Source organism: Embleya sp. L77, assembly GCF_055557415.1.
In genome coordinates this window covers 2,186,297-2,202,550 of record NZ_CM145709.1, presented here as the reverse complement: position 1 = coordinate 2,202,550, position 16,254 = coordinate 2,186,297, and the positions used below count along the sequence as shown (strand labels likewise).

Here is a 16,254-nt window from a genome sequence, read left to right as displayed (position 1 = left end):
GCCGGGGACGGTTGAGTCTTGCGCGAATACCTGCTCACGCTGTTCGTCGCCGCTGCGGTGACCTACCTGCTGACGGGCGCGGTCCGCCGGTTCGCCATCGCCGCGGGTGCGATGCCCGAGATCCGCGCGCGCGACGTGCACAAGGAGCCGACACCGCGGCTCGGCGGGTTGGCGATGTTCGGCGGCCTGTGTGCGGGTCTGTTGTTCGCGCGGCATCTGCCGGTGCTCCAGGACGTGTTCATCTCCTCGACCGACGTACAGGCGCTGCTGTCCGGCTGCACGCTGATCTCGGTGCTCGGGGTGATCGACGACAAGTGGGGCGTCGACGCGATCATCAAGCTGCTCGGTCAGGCGCTCGCCGCGGGCGTGATGGTCTGGCAGGGCATCGTGATCCTGTGGCTGCCCATCCCCGGTTACGGCACGGTCGGGTTGACGCCGACCCAGGGCACGCTGCTGACCATCGGGATAGTGGTCATCACGATCAACGCGGTGAACTTCGTGGACGGCCTGGACGGCCTCGCGGCCGGCATGGTGTGCATCGCCGCGCTCGCCTTCTTCGGCTACTCCTACCGGCTCTGGTTCGGCTACGGCGTCTCCGGCGCCGCCGCACCGACGCTGTTCACCGCGCTGCTGATCGGGATGTGTCTGGGCTTCCTGCCGCACAACCTGCACCCCGCGCGGATCTTCATGGGCGACTCCGGCTCGATGCTGATCGGCCTGATGCTGGCCGCCGCGGCGGTCACCGTCACCGGTCGGATCGACCCGGGCGCGATCATGGCGCAGAACGACGGCTCGCTGACCTTCACCACGCACAAGCTGGTGCCGGTCTACATCCCGCTGGTGCTGCCGTTCGCGGTGCTGGTGGTGCCGCTGATGGACCTGGTGATGGCGGTCGGCCGGCGCGGTTGGGCGGGTCGCTCGCCGTTCGCCGCGGACAAGGGCCACCTGCACCACCGGCTCCTGGAGATCGGCCACTCGCACAGCCGTGCGGTGCTGATCATGTACTTCTGGTCCGGCCTGATCGCGTCGTTCACCGTGCTCATCTCGGTCCGCCCGGAACGGCGTCCGATCGTCTACGTGGGCCTGGGTCTGATCGCCCTGGGACTGGTGATCCTGATGTTGCCGCGGTTCAAGCCGCACGTGCCCACCGAGCTGCACAACGTGGTTCCGCCGCGCTATCGCCGGCTCCGTCGGCGCGGGCGCGGCGCGAACGTTCCGGTCGACCGGATGGTTCCCGGCGAATCAGACGGCGTACGGCTGAACGGAGCATCCGCCACACCCGCCACAGGCTCCACAGGAAATCCCGAAGATCCCTCCCGACCTGCGGATTTGCCGGTGGGTAGAGGGTCGCGAAAGGGTGGTGGAAGGCTGTGAGCTTGTACACACGAACGGGTAAAGCTCTGCTCAAATAGTTTGTGATATCGTTCACGAACCAGGATCAACGGCCGATGAACCCCCAGCAACGAGGGTTCTGACCCCCCACGGCCATTCCCGAGCGTTGCGTCGTCCCGAGCGCGTGTTCGGGCGGCTGATCCACAACCTTGCCCCCCACTGATGCCGGAGTCACCGACATGCAGGCCAATGACGTCCGCCTTCTCCGTGGTTCGGTCGTGTGCACGACCGCAGCCGGAGTAATCGCGGCCATCGCGGCCTTCTTCGCGGCCGGTGGCAAAGGACTGCTCGGCGCGGTGTTCGCCACCGTCGTCGTCCTGGCCTTCTTCGCGATCGGCCAGTTGGCGATCGGGCGTATCTCGCGCAACAACCCCCTCATGATGATGAACATGGCGCTCTTCACGTACATCGTGCAGATCCTGCTGTTGGGGTTGGTTTTGTTCCTGTTCAAGGACACCGAGGCGTTCGACACGAAGGTGTTCGGACTCACGATTCTCGGGGCCACGCTCGTCTGGGTCGCCTCGCAGGTCTGGGTCTTCACCCGACTGAAGATCGCCTATGTCGAACCGGACGGAGAGCGATGACATACGAACGTCGTCGGTCGAGAGCGGCACGGGGTTCGCGGACCGGGTATGTAGACGCGACGCAGGTACTGCTAATGTCCGGGGCGTCATGAGCGAGAGAGGCCCCCGTCCACCGGACCGAGAGAATCGGGCGATGGACGGTGCCGCATGGTCGAGTGTCGGTTACCTGCTGAGCGGCATGCTGTTCTACGGCGGCATCGGCTGGCTGATCGACCGGTGGACGGGCCACTCCGCCCTGTTCCTGCCGATCGGCCTGGTCGTCGGAATCGCTCTGTCCCTGGTTCTTGTCTTTGTCCGCCACGGCAGGTCCTCCTGACCGGGCCCTGTTGCGTGCCGCTCCGTGGCCCTCGCCACGCCGACACATCGAGGTAGCCGAAATCATGCTTCACGACGAAGGAGTCGGTGGTGACTGCTGACGTCCAGACGCTCGCCAGCGAGAGCGGATGTCACCTGTTCTCCGGGTGCGGCTTCCCCTCGCCCGGGCTGAACGTCTTCGAGTTCAAGCCGATCTTCTCCATCGGGGCCTTCGACTTCACGAAGCCGATGTTGCTCGCGCTCATCTCGATGCTGCTGGTGATCGGCTTCTTCTGGAGCGCGTTCGCCAAGCCCAAGATGGTGCCGCGCGGCGCGCAGAACGTCGGCGAGTTGGGCTACCTGTTCGTTCGCGACAACATCTCGCGGGAGACGATGGGCAAGAAGGGCGACCCCTACGTCCCCTTCCTGTTCTCGATCTTCTTCTTCGTGTGGATCATGAACGTGATGGCGATCATCCCGTTCGCCCAGTTCCCCGCGACTTCGCGGATCGCCTTCCCGGCATCGATCGTCGGCATCGTGTACGTGACCTACCTGGTCCTGGGCATCAAGAACCAGGGCTTCGTCGGTTACTTCAAGAACATGATGTTCCCGCCCGGTCTGCCGAAGGCGATCTACTTCCTCCTCGCGCCGATCGAGCTGCTGCAGGGTCTGATCACCCGGCCGTTCACCATGGCGGTCCGACTGTTCGCGAACATGTTCGCCGGACACATGCTGATCGTCACCTTCAGCGTCGGTGCCTGGTACCTGCTCGGCTTCCACGTCGGGGCGCTCTTCTCGGCGACCTCGTTCCTCGTGGTCGTCATCCTGACCGCCTTCGAGCTGATGATCCAGGCGCTGCAGGCGTACATCATCACGCTGCTCGCGGCCTCCTACATCTCCAGCTCGCTCGAAGCCGAGCACTGAGAGAACCCGCAGACCCCTTTCCCTCCTCGACCGTCGTCCGGTGGATCGTCCATCGGCCTCGAAAAAAGGATCAGTTCCCATGATGAACCTCGCCGCCGAAGGCGTTTCGGGCAGCCTCGGTTCCATCGGTTACGGCCTCGCCGCCATCGGCCCCGGTATCGGTATCGGCATCATCTTCGGTAACGGTGTCCAGGCCATGGCCCGTCAGCCCGAGGCTGCCGGTCTGGTCCGCCAGAACATGCTGCTGGGCTTCGCCCTCGCCGAGGCGCTCGCCCTCATCGGCGTTGTCATGCCGTTCGTCTACGGCACCTGATTCATCCGCTACGGACGGAAGGTCCTCACACCGTGATTTTCCTCGCCAACAGCGAAGAGAAGATGAACCCTCTTCTCCCGCCGCTCGACGAGATCATCATCGGTGGCGTGGCGTTCCTCATCGTCTTCGGCTTCCTGTGGAAGATGCTCCTTCCCAAGATCGCCAAGACGCTGGCGGACCGTACGGACGCCATCGAGGGCGGTCTCAAGCGTGCCGAAGAGGCGCAGGCCGAGGCCCAGGCCGAGCTGGAGCGTTACCGCGACCAGCTCGCCGAAGCCCGTCGTGAGGCCGGCCGCCTCACGGAGGACGCCCGCGAACAGGGTGCCGTCGCCATCGCCGAGATGCGCGCCGAGGGTCTGCGGATCAAGGACGAGATCGTCACCGCCGGCCACACCCAGATCGAGGCCGACCGCAATCAGGCCCAGAACGCGCTGCGTCAGGACGTCGGCCGGCTGGCCGTCGACCTCGCGTCGCGCATCGTCGGGGAGTCGCTCGAGGACGAGGCGCGTCAGCGTCGGGTCGTCGACCGCTTCCTCGAGGAGCTGGAGGCCAAGGCTTCCGCAACGGCGACCTCGGAGAAGGTGCGCTGATGCAGGGCGCCAGCAGGGAATCCCTCGCCGCGGCTCGTGAGCGCCTCGACGCGCTCGCGACCGCGACCGGTACCGACATGGTCCAGTTGGCCCAGGAGCTCGACTCCGTGGTCATCCTGCTCGACCAGACGGTGTCGCTGCGTCGAGTCCTCACCGACTCGACGCGCTCCGGGGAGGCCCGCGCGGCCTTCCTGGCGCAGCTCCTCTCCGGTCAGATCTCCGGTACCACGGCGGACCTGCTCGGCGGACTCGTCCGCACGCGTTGGTCGAGCCCGCGCGACCTGGTCGACGCGATCGACGAACTCTCGGTGTCCGCCGAGCTGATCGCCGCCGAGCGCGACGGGAAGCTCGACGACCTGGAGGACGAGCTGTTCCGTTTCGGTCGGATCGTGATCGGCGAGCGCGAACTGCGCTCGGCGCTCAGCGACCCGAGCGTGGCGAACGCGCGCAAGGCGGAACTGGTTTTCGGACTGCTGGACGGCCGGGCCCAGCCCGTCACCCGGCGGCTGATCACCAGGCTTGTCGCACACCCGCGCAGCCGTAACCTTGAACACGGGCTGGAGTCGTACGCGCGCCTCGCCGCCGATCGTCGGCGTCGCATGGTCGCGTTGGTCACGGTCGCACTGCCCCTCACCGAGGAGCAGCGCACTCGCTTGGCCGCGGCGCTGGGCCGGATGTACGGCCGCGAGGTCCACCTGAACGTGGAAATCGATGCCGACGTCATCGGCGGGGTCCGCGTGGAGATCGGTGACGACGTCATCGACGGCACCGTGACCACACGTCTCGAAGAAGCGGGCCGACGGCTCGCCGGCTGAGACACCGGACGACAGGGGCGTCGTCGTCCGCCCGGGGAAAACCCCCGAGCGGCACAGCGGCCCCCACAGCAGCACCGCGGTTCCGTACGACAAGCGACGGACAGCGGACCGTTAACCCCACCACCTAGGAGAGCAGGGACACCAGATGGCGGAGCTCACGATCCGGCCGGAGGAGATCCGGGACGCGCTGGAGCGCTTCGTCGCCTCGTACGAGCCGGAGACGGCCGCGCGCGAAGAGGTCGGTACCGTCACCGAGGCGTACGACGGTATCGCCAAGGTCGAGGGCCTGCCCTCGGTCATGACGAACGAGCTGCTCAAGTTCGAGGACGGCACCCTCGGTCTGGCGCAGAACCTCGACGTCCGCGAGATCGGTGTCGTCATCCTCGGTGACTTCAGCGGCATCGAAGAGGGCCAGAAGGTCCGTCGTACGGGCGAGGTTTTGTCGGTTCCGATCGGTGACGGCTACCTGGGTCGCGTCGTCGACCCGCTGGGCCAGCCGATCGACGGCCGGGGCGAGATCGCGTCCGAGGGCCGTCGCGCCCTCGAACTGCAGGCCCCCGGCGTCATGATGCGCAAGTCGGTGCACGAGCCGATGCAGACCGGCATCAAGGCGATCGACGCGATGACCCCGATCGGCCGCGGCCAGCGTCAGCTGATCATCGGCGACCGGCAGACCGGCAAGACCGCGGTCTGCCTGGACACGATCATCAACCAGCGCGACAACTGGCGCTCGGGCGACCCGAAGAAGCAGGTTCGCTGCATCTACGTCGCGATCGGCCAGAAGGGCACGACCATCGCGTCCGTGCGCCGCTCGCTCGAAGAGGCCGGCGCGCTGGAGTACACGACGATCGTCGCCGCCCCGGCGTCCGACCCGGCCGGCTTCAAGTACCTGGCCCCGTACACCGGTTCGGCCATCGGCCAGCACTGGATGTACCAGGGCAAGCACGTGCTCATCGTGTTCGACGACCTGTCGAAGCAGGCCGAGGCGTACCGCGCCGTGTCCCTGCTGCTGCGTCGTCCGCCGGGGCGCGAGGCGTACCCCGGTGACGTCTTCTACCTGCACTCGCGTCTGCTCGAGCGTTGCGCGAAGTTGTCGGACGAGCTCGGCGGCGGTTCGATGACGGGTCTCCCGATCATCGAGACCAAGGCGAACGACGTGTCGGCGTACATTCCGACCAACGTCATCTCGATCACCGACGGCCAGTGCTTCCTGGAGTCCGACCTGTTCCTGCAGGGCGTGCGCCCCGCGGTCAACGTCGGTATCTCGGTCTCGCGAGTCGGTGGCTCCGCGCAGATCAAGGCGATGAAGAGTGTCGCGGGTCGACTTCGCGTCGACCTGGCCCAGTACCGCGAGCTGGAGGCGTTCGCGTCCTTCGGTTCCGACCTGGACGCCACCTCCAAGGCCTCGCTCCAGCGCGGTGCGCGCATGGTCGAGCTGCTCAAGCAGGGGCAGTTCGAGCCGTTCGCGATCGAACTCCAGGTCGTCTCGATCTGGGCCGGCACCACCGGCAAGCTGGACGACGTGCCGGTGCAGGACATCCGCCGCTTCGAGAAGGAGCTGCACGAGTACGTGCAGCACAAGCACGCGGCCCTGCTGACCGGGATCGTCGAGACCGGCAAGCTGGAAGACGACACCGTGATGGCGCTCACCGACGCGGTGGATGCCTTCAAGCAGACGTTCACCAAGTTCGACGGCGAGCCGTTGATCCAGGACGTGACGCCTGCCGGGCTGACGAAGGAAGACGTCGGCCAGGAGAAGATCACCCGTCACGTGGCCAAGTCCGAGTAAAGAACGGAGAACCCTGACCAATGGGAGCCCAACTTCGGGTCTACCGGCGTCGGATCCGTTCCGTGTCGGCGACCAAGAAGATCACGCGCGCCCAGGAGCTCATCGCGGCGTCGCGGATCGTGAAGGCGCAGCAGCGCGTCGCGGCCTCCAAGCCGTACGCCGACGAGCTGACGCGCGCCGTTTCCGCGGTCGCCACCTTCTCCAGCACGCAGCACCCGTTGACCACCTCGGTGGAGCGGCCCACCCGGGCCGCGGTGCTGTTGGTAACCAGTGACCGCGGTTTCGCGGGCGGCTACAACTCGAATGCCATCAAGGCCGCCGAGCAGCTCACCAAGCTGCTCGAGGACGAGGGCAAGACGGTCAGCCGCTACGTGATCGGGTCCAAGGGCATCGGGTTTTTCCAGTTCCGCGACGTGGACCTGGCCGGGCAGTGGAAGGGATTCTCCGACCGCCCCGAGTACTCCGACGCCAAGAAGGTGGCAGGTGAGCTGATCGACGCGTTCGTGACGCCCACCGACGAGGGCGGTGTGGACGAGATTCACCTCGTCAGCACCGAGTTCGTCTCCATGCTCACGCAGAGCCCGGTCGCGGTGCGGGTGCTCCCGTTGGCGGTCGAGGAGACGGACGAGCCGCCGGCCGGCGGCCCCTTCCCGCTCTACGACTTCGAGCCCTCGGCCGAGGGTGTTCTCGACGCACTGCTGCCGCGGTACGTCGAAAGCCGCATCTTCAACGCCCTGCTGCAGTCCGCCGCTTCCGAGCACGCGGCCCGCCGGCGGGCGATGAAGTCGGCGACCGAGAACGCCGAAGACCTCATCCGGACCCTCTCTCGCCTGGCGAACAATGCTCGCCAGTCCGAGATCACCCAGGAAATCAGCGAGATCGTCGGTGGCGCCAACGCCTTGGCCGACGCGACCGCGGGGAGTGATTAGACATCATGACTGCCACTGTTGAGACGGCCGCTGCCACGGGCCGCGTCGCCCGCGTCATCGGCCCGGTCGTCGACGTGGAGTTCCCCGTCGACGCGATGCCGGAGATGTACAACGCGCTGCACGTCGACCTGGACCTCTCGGGCCAGGGCGAGGGGGAGGGCAAGACCACGCTCACCCTCGAGGTCGAGCAGCACCTTGCCGACGGCATCGTGCGTGCGATCTCGATGCAGCCCACCGACGGCCTCGTTCGCGGCGCCATCGTCACGAACACCGGCTCGCAGATCTCCGTGCCCGTGGGCGACGTCACCAAGGGCCACGTGTTCAACGCCCTCGGTGAGGTCCTCGACACGGACGCGGCGACCTTCGAGGTCACCGAGCGCTGGCCGATCCACCGGCAGGCGCCGGCCTTCGACCAGCTCGACTCGAAGACCGAGATGTTCGAGACCGGCATCAAGGTCATCGACCTGCTCACCCCGTACGTCAAGGGTGGCAAGATCGGTCTGTTCGGTGGTGCGGGCGTCGGCAAGACGGTGCTCATCCAGGAGATGATCGTCCGTGTCGCCCGTCTGCACGAGGGTGTGTCGGTGTTCGCCGGCGTCGGCGAGCGCACTCGTGAGGGCAACGACCTGATCGAGGAAATGAAGGAAGCGGGCGTCTTCGAGCAGACGGCGCTCGTCTTCGGGCAGATGGACGAGCCCCCGGGCACCCGTCTGCGCGTGGCCCTGTCCGGCCTGACCATGGCGGAGTACTTCCGCGATGTGCAGAAGCAGGACGTGCTGCTCTTCATCGACAACATCTTCCGGTTCACCCAGGCCGGTTCCGAGGTGTCGACGCTGCTCGGCCGGATGCCCTCCGCGGTGGGTTACCAGCCGACGCTCGCCGACGAGATGGGCACCCTCCAGGAGCGCATCACCTCGACCCGCGGTCACTCGATCACCTCGATGCAGGCGATCTACGTCCCTGCGGACGACCTGACCGACCCGGCCCCGGCCACGACGTTCGCGCACCTCGACGCCACGACGGTGCTCTCGCGTCCGATCTCCGAGCTGGGCATCTACCCGGCCGTGGACCCGCTGGACTCGACGTCCCGGATCCTGGACCCGCGCTACGTCGCGCAGGACCACTACGACTGCGCGATGCGGGTCAAGAGCATCCTGCAGAAGTACAAGGACCTCCAGGACATCATCGCGATTCTGGGTATGGACGAGCTGTCCGAAGAGGACAAGCTCACCGTGCACCGCGCGCGTCGCATCCAGCGGTTCCTGTCGCAGAACACCCACGTGGCGAAGCAGTTCACGGGGCTCGACGGCTCGGACGTTCCGCTGTCCGAGACCATCGAGGCGTTCAACGCGATCGCCGACGGCAAGTACGACCACGCTCCCGAGCAGGCATTCTTCATGCTCGGTGGGCTGGACGACCTCGAGAAGAAGATCGCCGAGCTCAACAAGGGCTGACGATCGCCTGATCGACGAGGGGCGGTCCCGAACGGGTCCGCCCCTCGTGTCGGTTCCCGGCAGGGCCCTGCGGCCCTTCCGGAAACCCGCCGGCGTTTGAGTCGGTTGGAGCCAGGCCCGTCCGGGCCACTATCCTTGAACACCACCCGTCCCGTGAGGGCGGAGGCGAAGACCAGCGTGTCTTCGACCCGACATGAGGAGCCACGTTGGCTGAGCTGCACGTCGAGCTGGTCGCGGCCGACCGCAAGGTGTGGTCCGGCGAGGCCACCATCGTCATCGCCCGCACCGCGGACGGCGACATCGGCATCCAGGCCGGTCACCAGCCGGTTCTCGGAGTGCTCGAATCCGGCCCGGTGACGATCCGTCAGGCCGACGGTTCGGTCGTCATCGCGGCGGTCCACGGCGGGTTCATCTCGTTCGCGGACAACAACCTCTCGCTGCTCGCCGAGATCACCGAGCTGGCCGACGAGATCGATGTCGCCCGCGCGGAGCGGGCGCTCGAGCGCGCCGGCGCGGCGAAGGACTCCAGCGCCGAGCGGCGCGCGGAGACGCGGCTGCTCGCCGCCCAGCGGCGGGACTAGCCAGAAGCCAGTCGCAGCACCAGAGCCCGGACCGACACACGGCCGGGACCACTGCTCAACGCGCGAACGAGGAGGTCGATCCGGATGGTCCTCGTCGTGCTGAGCGTGATTCTGGCCGTTGTCGTCGTATTGGTGGTCGGCGTCGCGGCATTCGCGCTGCGTCGCCGGCTGATCCAGCGACCCGGTGGCACCTTCGATTGTTCGCTTCGCATGCGGCCACCGGTATCGCAGGCCGGCGAAGCCGGATCGAACACCGCGGCGTCACCCGGGCAACAGGCCCCGGGGGGCGCCGCGTCGTCGTCCCCGGAGACGGCCGAGCACGGTTCCACGGCGGATCCGGCCGCGCCCTCGGCCGATCCCGACCACGGCAAGGGCTGGGTCTTCGGGATCGCCCGATACAGCGGCGACCGGATCGAATGGTTCCGCGTGTTCAGTTACGCGCCGCGCCCGCGACGGGTGTTGCAGCGCGGCGCGATCCACGTGATCGGTCGCCGGGAACCGGCCGGCCAGGAGGAGTTGGCGCTGCTTGCGGGCGCGGTCATCCTGGTCTGCGAACACGACGGCGCGCGGATCGAACTCGCCCTCAGCGACGACGCGTTGACCGGCTTCCTGGCCTGGCTGGAAGCAGCGCCGCCGGGGCAACGGGTCAACGTCGCCTAGCGGCGCCTCTTCCAGCGGCGCCTCTTCGACGGTGCGAGCGCTCAGCGGTTGGCGCCCGGCACCCACAGCACGTCGCCGACCTCGCGGTTCGCGTGCCTGGCCAGGATGAACAGCAGGTCGGACAGGCGGTTGAGGTACTTCACCGTCAGCGGGTTCATCGAGTCGCCGTGCACCTCCAGGGCGCCCCACGTGGTGCGCTCGGCGCGACGGGCCACGGTGCGGGCCTGGTGCAGCAGCGCGGCACCGGGAGTGCCGCCGTTGAGGATGAAGCTGCGCAGCTTCTCCAGGTTCTCGTTGTATGCGTCGCAGGCCGCCTCCAGCGCGTCGATGTAGCTCTGCTCCACCCGCAGCGGCGGGTACTTCGGGTCCTCGACCACCGGGGTGGACAGGTCGGCGCCCAGGTCGAACAGGTCGTTCTGGATGCGGGTCAGCAGCTTGACCACATCCTCGTCCAGGTTGCCGAGCGAGAGCGCGACGCCGATCACCGCGTTGGTCTCGTCCACGTCGGCGTATGCCGCGAGTCGCGGATCGGTCTTGGCGGTGCGCGACATGTCCCCGAGCGCGGTGGTGCCGTCGTCGCCGGTGCGGGTGTAAATCCGGGTGAGGTTGACCATGACGGCAAGATTAGGGCGTGTGGCCTGCGGATCGTCCGGAACAGGCCCCGGGCACGCGCTTTGTCCGTGCTTGGCGTGGTCCGTGGCCGGGTCCGGGAATCAGTACGATTCTCCGATGGACAGGTTCCGGGTGACAGGTGGTCAGCGACTCGTCGGCGAGGTGCGGATCACGGGCGCGAAGAACAGCGCGCTCAAATTGATGGCTGCCGCACTGCTCGCGGAGGGCACCACGGTACTCGAGGAGGCACCCCGGATCCTCGACGTGGAGATCATGAGCGAGCTGCTGCGGCGGCTCGGTTGTGAGGTCGAGGGGGAGACCACCGGGACGGTGCGGATCGGGGTGCCGGCGGCGCCGCGCTTCGAGGCGGACTACGACCTGGTGCGCAGCATGCGGGCGTCGATCTGTGTGCTGGGCCCGCTGCTCGCGCGCTGCGGCGAGGTGCACGTCGCGTACCCGGGTGGGGACGCGATCGGTTCGCGCGGTCTCGACATGCACATCGAGGGCCTGGTCAAGCTCGGCGCGACCGTGGAGAACTCGCACGGAGTGCTGATCGCCAAGGCGCCGAACGGTCTGAAGGGCACCACCGTCTGGCTGGACTTCCCGAGCGTGGGTGCGACCGAGAACATCCTGATGGCCGCGGTGCTCGCCGAGGGCCACACGGTGATCGACAACGCGGCACGCGAGCCGGAGATCGTGGACATCTGCTCGATGCTCACCGAGATGGGCGCGCGGATCGAGGGCGCCGGCTCGTCCACGATCGAGATCGAGGGCGTCGAGGGGCTCAAGCCGGTGCGCCACCGCACGGTGCCGGACCGGATCGTGGCCTGCACGTTCGCGGTCGCGGCCGCGATGACGCTCGGCGACGTGACGGTACGCAACGCGCACCCCGAGCATCTGGAGATCGCGCTCGACAAGCTGACGTTGGCCGGCGCCGAGGTGTCGCACGTGCGGGACGGCTTCCGGGTGGTGATGGACCGACGGCCCAGGGCCGTGGACGTGGTCACCCTGCCCTATCCCGGATTCGCCACCGACATGCAGCCGTTCTTCGCCGCGATGAACTCGATCGCCGAGGGCTCCGCGATGATCACCGAGAACCTCTTCGAGGCGCGGTTCGTGTTCCTTCAGGAACTGCTCCGGCTGGGTGCCTCGATTCGCACCGACGGACACCACGCGATCGTGCGCGGGGTCGAACAGCTCTCCGGCGCCCCGGTGTTGACCGCGGACATCCGGGCCGGGGCGGGACTGGTGCTGGCCGGCCTGGTGGCCGACGGGGACACCACGGTCAGCGGGGTGCACCACATCGACCGCGGCTACACCGGCCTGGAGGTGCAGCTCCAGTCGCTCGGCGCGAAGATCGTCCGGGAGCCGGAGCCGGAGAGTACCTCGCGTTTCTGACGGGCCGTCAGGTAGGGGTGCGTCGGCGCCTTCGAGGGCCCGGCTACGCTCCCGAGAGCACCGGCGTCCGCGGGACGTCGGTTCGGGATCGTGTACTGGAGAGGTAGCGCAGTGACCAACAAGATCGCCGTCATCGGGGCCGGGCTCATGGGGTCGGGCATCGCCCAGGTCGCCGCGCAGGCCGGCTACGACGTCGTCCTGCGCGATGTCACCGACGCCGCCCTGGAGCGCGGGCTGAGCGGGATCGCGGCCTCGTACGACAAGTTCGTCGCCAAGGGCAGGCTGACCGCCGAGGACGCCTCGGCGGCACTGGCCCGGATCACCACCACCACCGACCTGGAAGACGTCGCGGACGCGGACGTCGTGGTCGAGGCGGTGTTCGAGAAGGTCGAGGTCAAGCAGGCGGTCTTCCGCGAGCTGGACCGGATCTGCAAGCCCGGCGCGGTACTTGCCAGCAACACCTCGGCGATCCCGATCACCGAGATCGCCGCCGTCACCGGCCGGCCCGAGTCGGTCGTGGGCATGCACTTCTTCTCGCCGGTGCCGCTGATGAGCCTGTGCGAGCTGGTTCGCGGCTTCAAGACCTCGGACGCCACGCTGGCCGCCGCGCGCGAACTGGCCGAGGCGATGGGCAAGACGTGCATCGTGGTCAACCGGGACGTGGCCGGCTTCGTGACCACTCGGCTGATCACCGCGCTCACGGTCGAGGCGGTGAAGCTGTACGAGGCGGGGGTGGCCACCGCCGAGGACATCGACATCGCCTGCAAGCTGGGCTTCGGGCACGCGATGGGCCCGTTGGCCACGGCCGACCTGACCGGCGTGGACATCATGCGCAACGCGACGAACAACATCTACACCGAGAGCAAGGACGAGAAGTTCGCCCCGCCGGAGCTGCTCAACCGCATGGTCGCGGCGGGCGACCTGGGTCGCAAGACCGGCAAGGGCTTCTACGACTACTGAGTCGTCGATCGAGTAGTGCCCGACGGCCGCTCCGCGACCGGGCTTCGAGGGGCTCCGGAGGCACGGGGTGGCCGTCGGTCCGATGGGCCGGGGGCAACCGGTGCATCATCTGATGATTCCTCACCTGTACGAGTGAAGTCCGATGTGATGAGTGAGGATTATCGGGTTTTGGGTGTTCTTCTGGGAAGCCGAACCGTCATCCAACGGACGGATTCCCCAGGAGGAGACGATGCGCGTTTGGGGCGACCCACGCGAAATGCACCTGGACGGTGTGCTCGACGTGCGGGCCACCGCCGACGTCCGACTGGCGCTGCACGATGCGCTGGACCACGGTGACGGCGACCTGATCCTCAACCTCACCCGGGTGCCCGCCCTGGACACCACCGGCCTGGGCCTGATCGTCGGCGCACATCGGCGTGCGGGTCGGCGCGAGCGTCGCCTCGTGCTGACCGGGGTCGGTCCGGACGTGTACCGGGTGCTCGTGCTGACTCGATTGCACCGCATCCTCACGCTCCGCCAGCTTGCCGCGGTCTGATCCGGCCGATCGGGTGGACCCGGGCGACACAGTGTCAGGCCGACCGGGCAACGACTTGCGTGCTGTGGCCGAGCACACCCTGTCCGGAGCAGTTACCCGTCAGTACACTCCGTGGTAAGCAGGGCCGCACCAGGCGCGGTGACAGCGGACCAGCGGGACAGCCCAGGCCGGTAGTCGCCGAGCATCGGTCGGTCCGGAACCCTCCGGAGGTATTCCGTGGCGAGCCAGACGCCCTCAGCTCAGCCCTCGCAGCCGGCCACGCCGTCCCCGGCCGGTCGGCCCACCACTTCTCCGAACGAGCAGGTCTCGCCGACCGGGCGGGCCTCGGCCACGCGTGACCGTCCGTGGGTCATGCGCACCTACGCCGGTCACTCCTCGGCCACCGCCTCCAACGCGCTCTACCGGCGCAACCTCGCCAAGGGCCAGACCGGCCTGTCGGTGGCCTTCGACCTGCCGACCCAGACCGGCTACGACCCCGACCACGTGCTCTCGCGCGGCGAGGTCGGCAAGGTCGGCGTGCCGATCTCGCACATCGGCGACATGCGGCAGCTTCTCGACGGCATCCCCGTCGAGGAGATGAACACCTCGATGACGATCAACGCGACCGCGCTGTGGATGCTCGCGCTCTACCAGGTCGTCGCCGAGGAGCAGGGCGCGGACATCGCCAAGCTCACCGGCACCACGCAGAACGACATCATCAAGGAATACCTGTCGCGCGGGACCTACGTCTTCCCGCCCGGGCCCTCGCTCAAGTTGATCACCGACACCGTCGCGTACACGGTCTCGCACATCCCCAAGTGGAACCCGACCAACATCTGCAGCTACCACCTCCAGGAGGCGGGCGCGACGCCGGTGCAGGAGATCGCGTACGCGATGTGCACCGCGATCGCCGTGCTGGATGCGGTCCGCGACTCGGGGCAGGTGCCGGCGGACCGGATGGGCGAGGTGGTCCAGCGGATCTCCTTCTTCGTCAACGCCGGGGTGCGGTTCGTCGAAGAGATGTGCAAGATGCGGGCGTTCGTGCAGCTGTGGGACGAGCTGACGCTGGAGCGCTACGGCGTACAGGACGCCAAGCAGCGCCGGTTCCGCTACGGCGTGCAGGTCAACTCGCTCGGCCTGACCGAGGCGCAGCCGGAGAACAACGTCCAGCGCATCGTGCTGGAGATGCTGGCCGTGACGCTGTCCAAGGACGCGCGGGCGCGGGCGGTGCAACTGCCCGCCTGGAACGAGGCGCTGGGCCTGCCTCGGCCGTGGGACCAGCAGTGGTCGTTGCGGATCCAGCAGGTCCTGGCCTACGAGTCGGACCTGCTCGAATACGGCGACATCTTCAACGGTTCACACGTGATCGAGGCCAAGGTCGCCGATCTGGTGGCGGGCGCGCGCGAGGAGATCGACCGGGTCCAGGCGATGGGCGGCGCGGTTTCGGCGATCGAGTCGGGCTACATGAAGTCGCAGCTGGTCGGCTCGCACGCGGCCCGGCGGGCCCGGATCGAGGCGGGCGACGAGGTGGTGGTCGGGGTGAACCGGTTCGAGACCACCGAGGAGAACCCGCTCACCGCCGACCTGGACGCGGCGATCATGAGCGCCGACCCGGACGCCGAGCGCTCGGCGATCGAGAAGATCAAGGCATGGCGCACGGACCGCGACCCGGAGGCGGTGGACGCGGCGATGGCCCGGCTGCGCGACGACGCGCGGTCGTGGAAGGCCGCCTCGGCGGTCAACCTGATGCCGGCCACGCTGGCGTGCGTGCGGGCCGGGGTGACCACGGGGGAGTGGTCGCAGGCGCTGCGCGAGGAGTTCGGCGAGTACCGGGCGCCGACCGGGGTGTCCGGGGTGGTCGGCGTGCAGGATGGCGCGGGGCTCACCGAGGTGCGCGGGGCCGTGCGGCGGACCGGCGAGGAACTGGGCGGCCGGTTGCGGCTGCTGGTCGGCAAGCCGGGGCTGGACGGGCACTCGAACGGGGCCGAGCAGATCGCGGTGCGGGCGCGCGATGTCGGCTTCGAGGTGGTCTACCAGGGGATTCGGCTCACTCCGGAGCAGATCGTCGCGGCGGCGGTCGAGGAGGATGTGCACTGCGTGGGGCTGTCCATCCTGTCGGGGTCGCACCTGGAGCTGATCCCGGACGTGCTCTCGCGCATGCGCTCCGCGGGGATCGGGGATGTGCCGGTGATCGTGGGCGGGATCATTCCGTCTGCCGACGCGGTGGTGTTGCGGTCGCAGGGGGTGGCTGCCGTTTTCACGCCGAAGGACTTCGGGATCACGGACATCATGGGGCGGATCGTGGAGGTTATTCGCGAGGCGAATGGCCTGGCGGCGGAGTCTGCGGTGTCGGTGGGCTGAGCACTCGCGCCTGGGCTGCGGCCGGGGCTTTTGTCCTCAAACGCCGGACGGGCTGGAGTTGGCGTGGACGGGCTGGGTTGGCTC

At 67.9% G+C, this 16,254-nt stretch carries 17 protein-coding genes; 16 read left to right on the top strand and 1 reads right to left on the bottom strand.

Annotation, left to right across the window (positions count from 1 at the left end; genetic code table 11):
- Positions 1 to 18 precede the first annotated feature (18 nt).
- From ACZOOI_RS08895 to ACZOOI_RS08840, 12 genes are all read left to right on the top strand, one after another.
- Positions 19 to 1,374, top strand: a complete 1,356-nt coding sequence (locus ACZOOI_RS08895) for an MraY family glycosyltransferase (protein WP_465280200.1) — start codon at positions 19 to 21, stop codon at positions 1,372 to 1,374.
- Positions 1,375 to 1,610: 236 nt separating this feature from the next.
- Positions 1,611 to 1,976, top strand: coding sequence for a hypothetical protein (locus tag ACZOOI_RS08890; RefSeq protein ID WP_465280199.1), 366 nt, complete (start codon positions 1,611 to 1,613; stop codon positions 1,974 to 1,976).
- 133 nt (positions 1,977 to 2,109) lie between these two features.
- Positions 2,110 to 2,292: an AtpZ/AtpI family protein gene (locus tag ACZOOI_RS08885; RefSeq protein ID WP_020549132.1), complete on the top strand. Its 183-nt coding sequence runs from the start codon at positions 2,110 to 2,112 to the stop codon at positions 2,290 to 2,292.
- An 86-nt stretch (positions 2,293 to 2,378) separates the two neighbouring features.
- Positions 2,379 to 3,194, top strand: coding sequence for a F0F1 ATP synthase subunit A (gene atpB, locus ACZOOI_RS08880; RefSeq protein WP_391581230.1), 816 nt, complete (start codon positions 2,379 to 2,381; stop codon positions 3,192 to 3,194).
- A 79-nt stretch (positions 3,195 to 3,273) separates the two neighbouring features.
- Positions 3,274 to 3,507: an ATP synthase F0 subunit C gene (gene atpE, locus ACZOOI_RS08875; RefSeq protein ID WP_201260819.1), complete on the top strand. Its 234-nt coding sequence runs from the start codon at positions 3,274 to 3,276 to the stop codon at positions 3,505 to 3,507.
- A gap of 32 nt (positions 3,508 to 3,539) precedes the next feature.
- Entirely contained in the window at positions 3,540 to 4,097 is a 558-nt protein-coding gene (locus ACZOOI_RS08870) for a F0F1 ATP synthase subunit B (protein WP_465280198.1), read from the top strand.
- A complete protein-coding gene (locus ACZOOI_RS08865; RefSeq protein WP_465280197.1) occupies positions 4,097 to 4,912 on the top strand; it encodes a F0F1 ATP synthase subunit delta in 816 nt (271 codons plus the stop codon). The genes ACZOOI_RS08870 and ACZOOI_RS08865 overlap by 1 nt, the downstream gene beginning before the upstream one ends.
- A gap of 145 nt (positions 4,913 to 5,057) precedes the next feature.
- Positions 5,058 to 6,701, top strand: a complete 1,644-nt coding sequence (atpA, locus tag ACZOOI_RS08860) for a F0F1 ATP synthase subunit alpha (protein WP_465280196.1) — start codon at positions 5,058 to 5,060, stop codon at positions 6,699 to 6,701.
- A gap of 20 nt (positions 6,702 to 6,721) precedes the next feature.
- Positions 6,722 to 7,630: a F0F1 ATP synthase subunit gamma gene (locus ACZOOI_RS08855; RefSeq protein WP_355543075.1), complete on the top strand. Its 909-nt coding sequence runs from the start codon at positions 6,722 to 6,724 to the stop codon at positions 7,628 to 7,630.
- A gap of 5 nt (positions 7,631 to 7,635) precedes the next feature.
- Complete coding sequence (gene atpD / locus ACZOOI_RS08850; RefSeq protein WP_391581234.1) at positions 7,636 to 9,084, top strand: F0F1 ATP synthase subunit beta; 1,449 nt, start codon at positions 7,636 to 7,638, stop codon at positions 9,082 to 9,084.
- Between the two features lie 206 nt (positions 9,085 to 9,290).
- Positions 9,291 to 9,665 (top strand): F0F1 ATP synthase subunit epsilon, encoded by a 375-nt coding sequence (locus ACZOOI_RS08845; RefSeq protein ID WP_360318886.1) that lies wholly within the window; start codon positions 9,291 to 9,293, stop codon positions 9,663 to 9,665.
- A gap of 84 nt (positions 9,666 to 9,749) precedes the next feature.
- Positions 9,750 to 10,325 carry a DUF2550 domain-containing protein gene (locus tag ACZOOI_RS08840; protein ID WP_465280195.1) on the top strand — a complete coding sequence of 192 codons (576 nt, stop codon included), beginning with the start codon at positions 9,750 to 9,752 and terminating at the stop codon, positions 10,323 to 10,325.
- A 41-nt stretch (positions 10,326 to 10,366) separates the two neighbouring features.
- On the opposite strand, the gene ACZOOI_RS08835 is transcribed toward ACZOOI_RS08840, so the two are convergent.
- The gene (locus ACZOOI_RS08835) at positions 10,367 to 10,939 is read right to left on the bottom strand and encodes a cob(I)yrinic acid a,c-diamide adenosyltransferase (protein WP_465280194.1); all 573 of its coding nucleotides are present in this window, start codon (positions 10,937 to 10,939) and stop codon (positions 10,367 to 10,369) included.
- Positions 10,940 to 11,054: 115 nt separating this feature from the next.
- Here ACZOOI_RS08835 and murA point away from each other — a divergent pair, with 115 nt between their 5' ends.
- The 4 genes from murA to ACZOOI_RS08815 all read left to right on the top strand — a co-directional run bounded on the left by murA (position 11,055) and on the right by ACZOOI_RS08815 (position 16,170).
- The gene (gene murA, locus ACZOOI_RS08830) at positions 11,055 to 12,335 is read left to right on the top strand and encodes a UDP-N-acetylglucosamine 1-carboxyvinyltransferase (protein WP_391581237.1); all 1,281 of its coding nucleotides are present in this window, start codon (positions 11,055 to 11,057) and stop codon (positions 12,333 to 12,335) included.
- A 111-nt stretch (positions 12,336 to 12,446) separates the two neighbouring features.
- Positions 12,447 to 13,295: a 3-hydroxyacyl-CoA dehydrogenase family protein gene (locus ACZOOI_RS08825; protein ID WP_465280193.1), complete on the top strand. Its 849-nt coding sequence runs from the start codon at positions 12,447 to 12,449 to the stop codon at positions 13,293 to 13,295.
- 229 nt (positions 13,296 to 13,524) lie between these two features.
- Positions 13,525 to 13,830 (top strand): STAS domain-containing protein, encoded by a 306-nt coding sequence (locus ACZOOI_RS08820; RefSeq protein WP_465280192.1) that lies wholly within the window; start codon positions 13,525 to 13,527, stop codon positions 13,828 to 13,830.
- A 351-nt stretch (positions 13,831 to 14,181) separates the two neighbouring features.
- Positions 14,182 to 16,170 carry a protein meaA gene (locus ACZOOI_RS08815; protein ID WP_465280191.1) on the top strand — a complete coding sequence of 663 codons (1,989 nt, stop codon included), beginning with the start codon at positions 14,182 to 14,184 and terminating at the stop codon, positions 16,168 to 16,170.
- The last annotated feature ends 84 nt before the right edge of the window (positions 16,171 to 16,254 follow it).

Coding starts and splice junctions, on each gene's coding strand:
- atpD (WP_391581234.1), top strand. CDS start 7,636: ATGACTGCCACTGTTGAGACGGCCGCTGCCACGGGCCGCGTCGCCCGC.
- ACZOOI_RS08840 (WP_465280195.1), top strand. CDS start 9,750: ATGGTCCTCGTCGTGCTGAGCGTGATTCTGGCCGTTGTCGTCGTATTG.
- ACZOOI_RS08835 (WP_465280194.1), bottom strand. CDS start 10,939: ATGGTCAACCTCACCCGGATTTACACCCGCACCGGCGACGACGGCACC.
- ACZOOI_RS08865 (WP_465280197.1), top strand. CDS start 4,097: ATGCAGGGCGCCAGCAGGGAATCCCTCGCCGCGGCTCGTGAGCGCCTC.
- ACZOOI_RS08815 (WP_465280191.1), top strand. CDS start 14,182: ATGCGCACCTACGCCGGTCACTCCTCGGCCACCGCCTCCAACGCGCTC.
- atpE (WP_201260819.1), top strand. CDS start 3,274: ATGATGAACCTCGCCGCCGAAGGCGTTTCGGGCAGCCTCGGTTCCATC.
- atpA (WP_465280196.1), top strand. CDS start 5,058: ATGGCGGAGCTCACGATCCGGCCGGAGGAGATCCGGGACGCGCTGGAG.
- ACZOOI_RS08820 (WP_465280192.1), top strand. CDS start 13,525: ATGCGCGTTTGGGGCGACCCACGCGAAATGCACCTGGACGGTGTGCTC.
- murA (WP_391581237.1), top strand. CDS start 11,055: ATGGACAGGTTCCGGGTGACAGGTGGTCAGCGACTCGTCGGCGAGGTG.
- ACZOOI_RS08855 (WP_355543075.1), top strand. CDS start 6,722: ATGGGAGCCCAACTTCGGGTCTACCGGCGTCGGATCCGTTCCGTGTCG.
- ACZOOI_RS08885 (WP_020549132.1), top strand. CDS start 2,110: ATGGACGGTGCCGCATGGTCGAGTGTCGGTTACCTGCTGAGCGGCATG.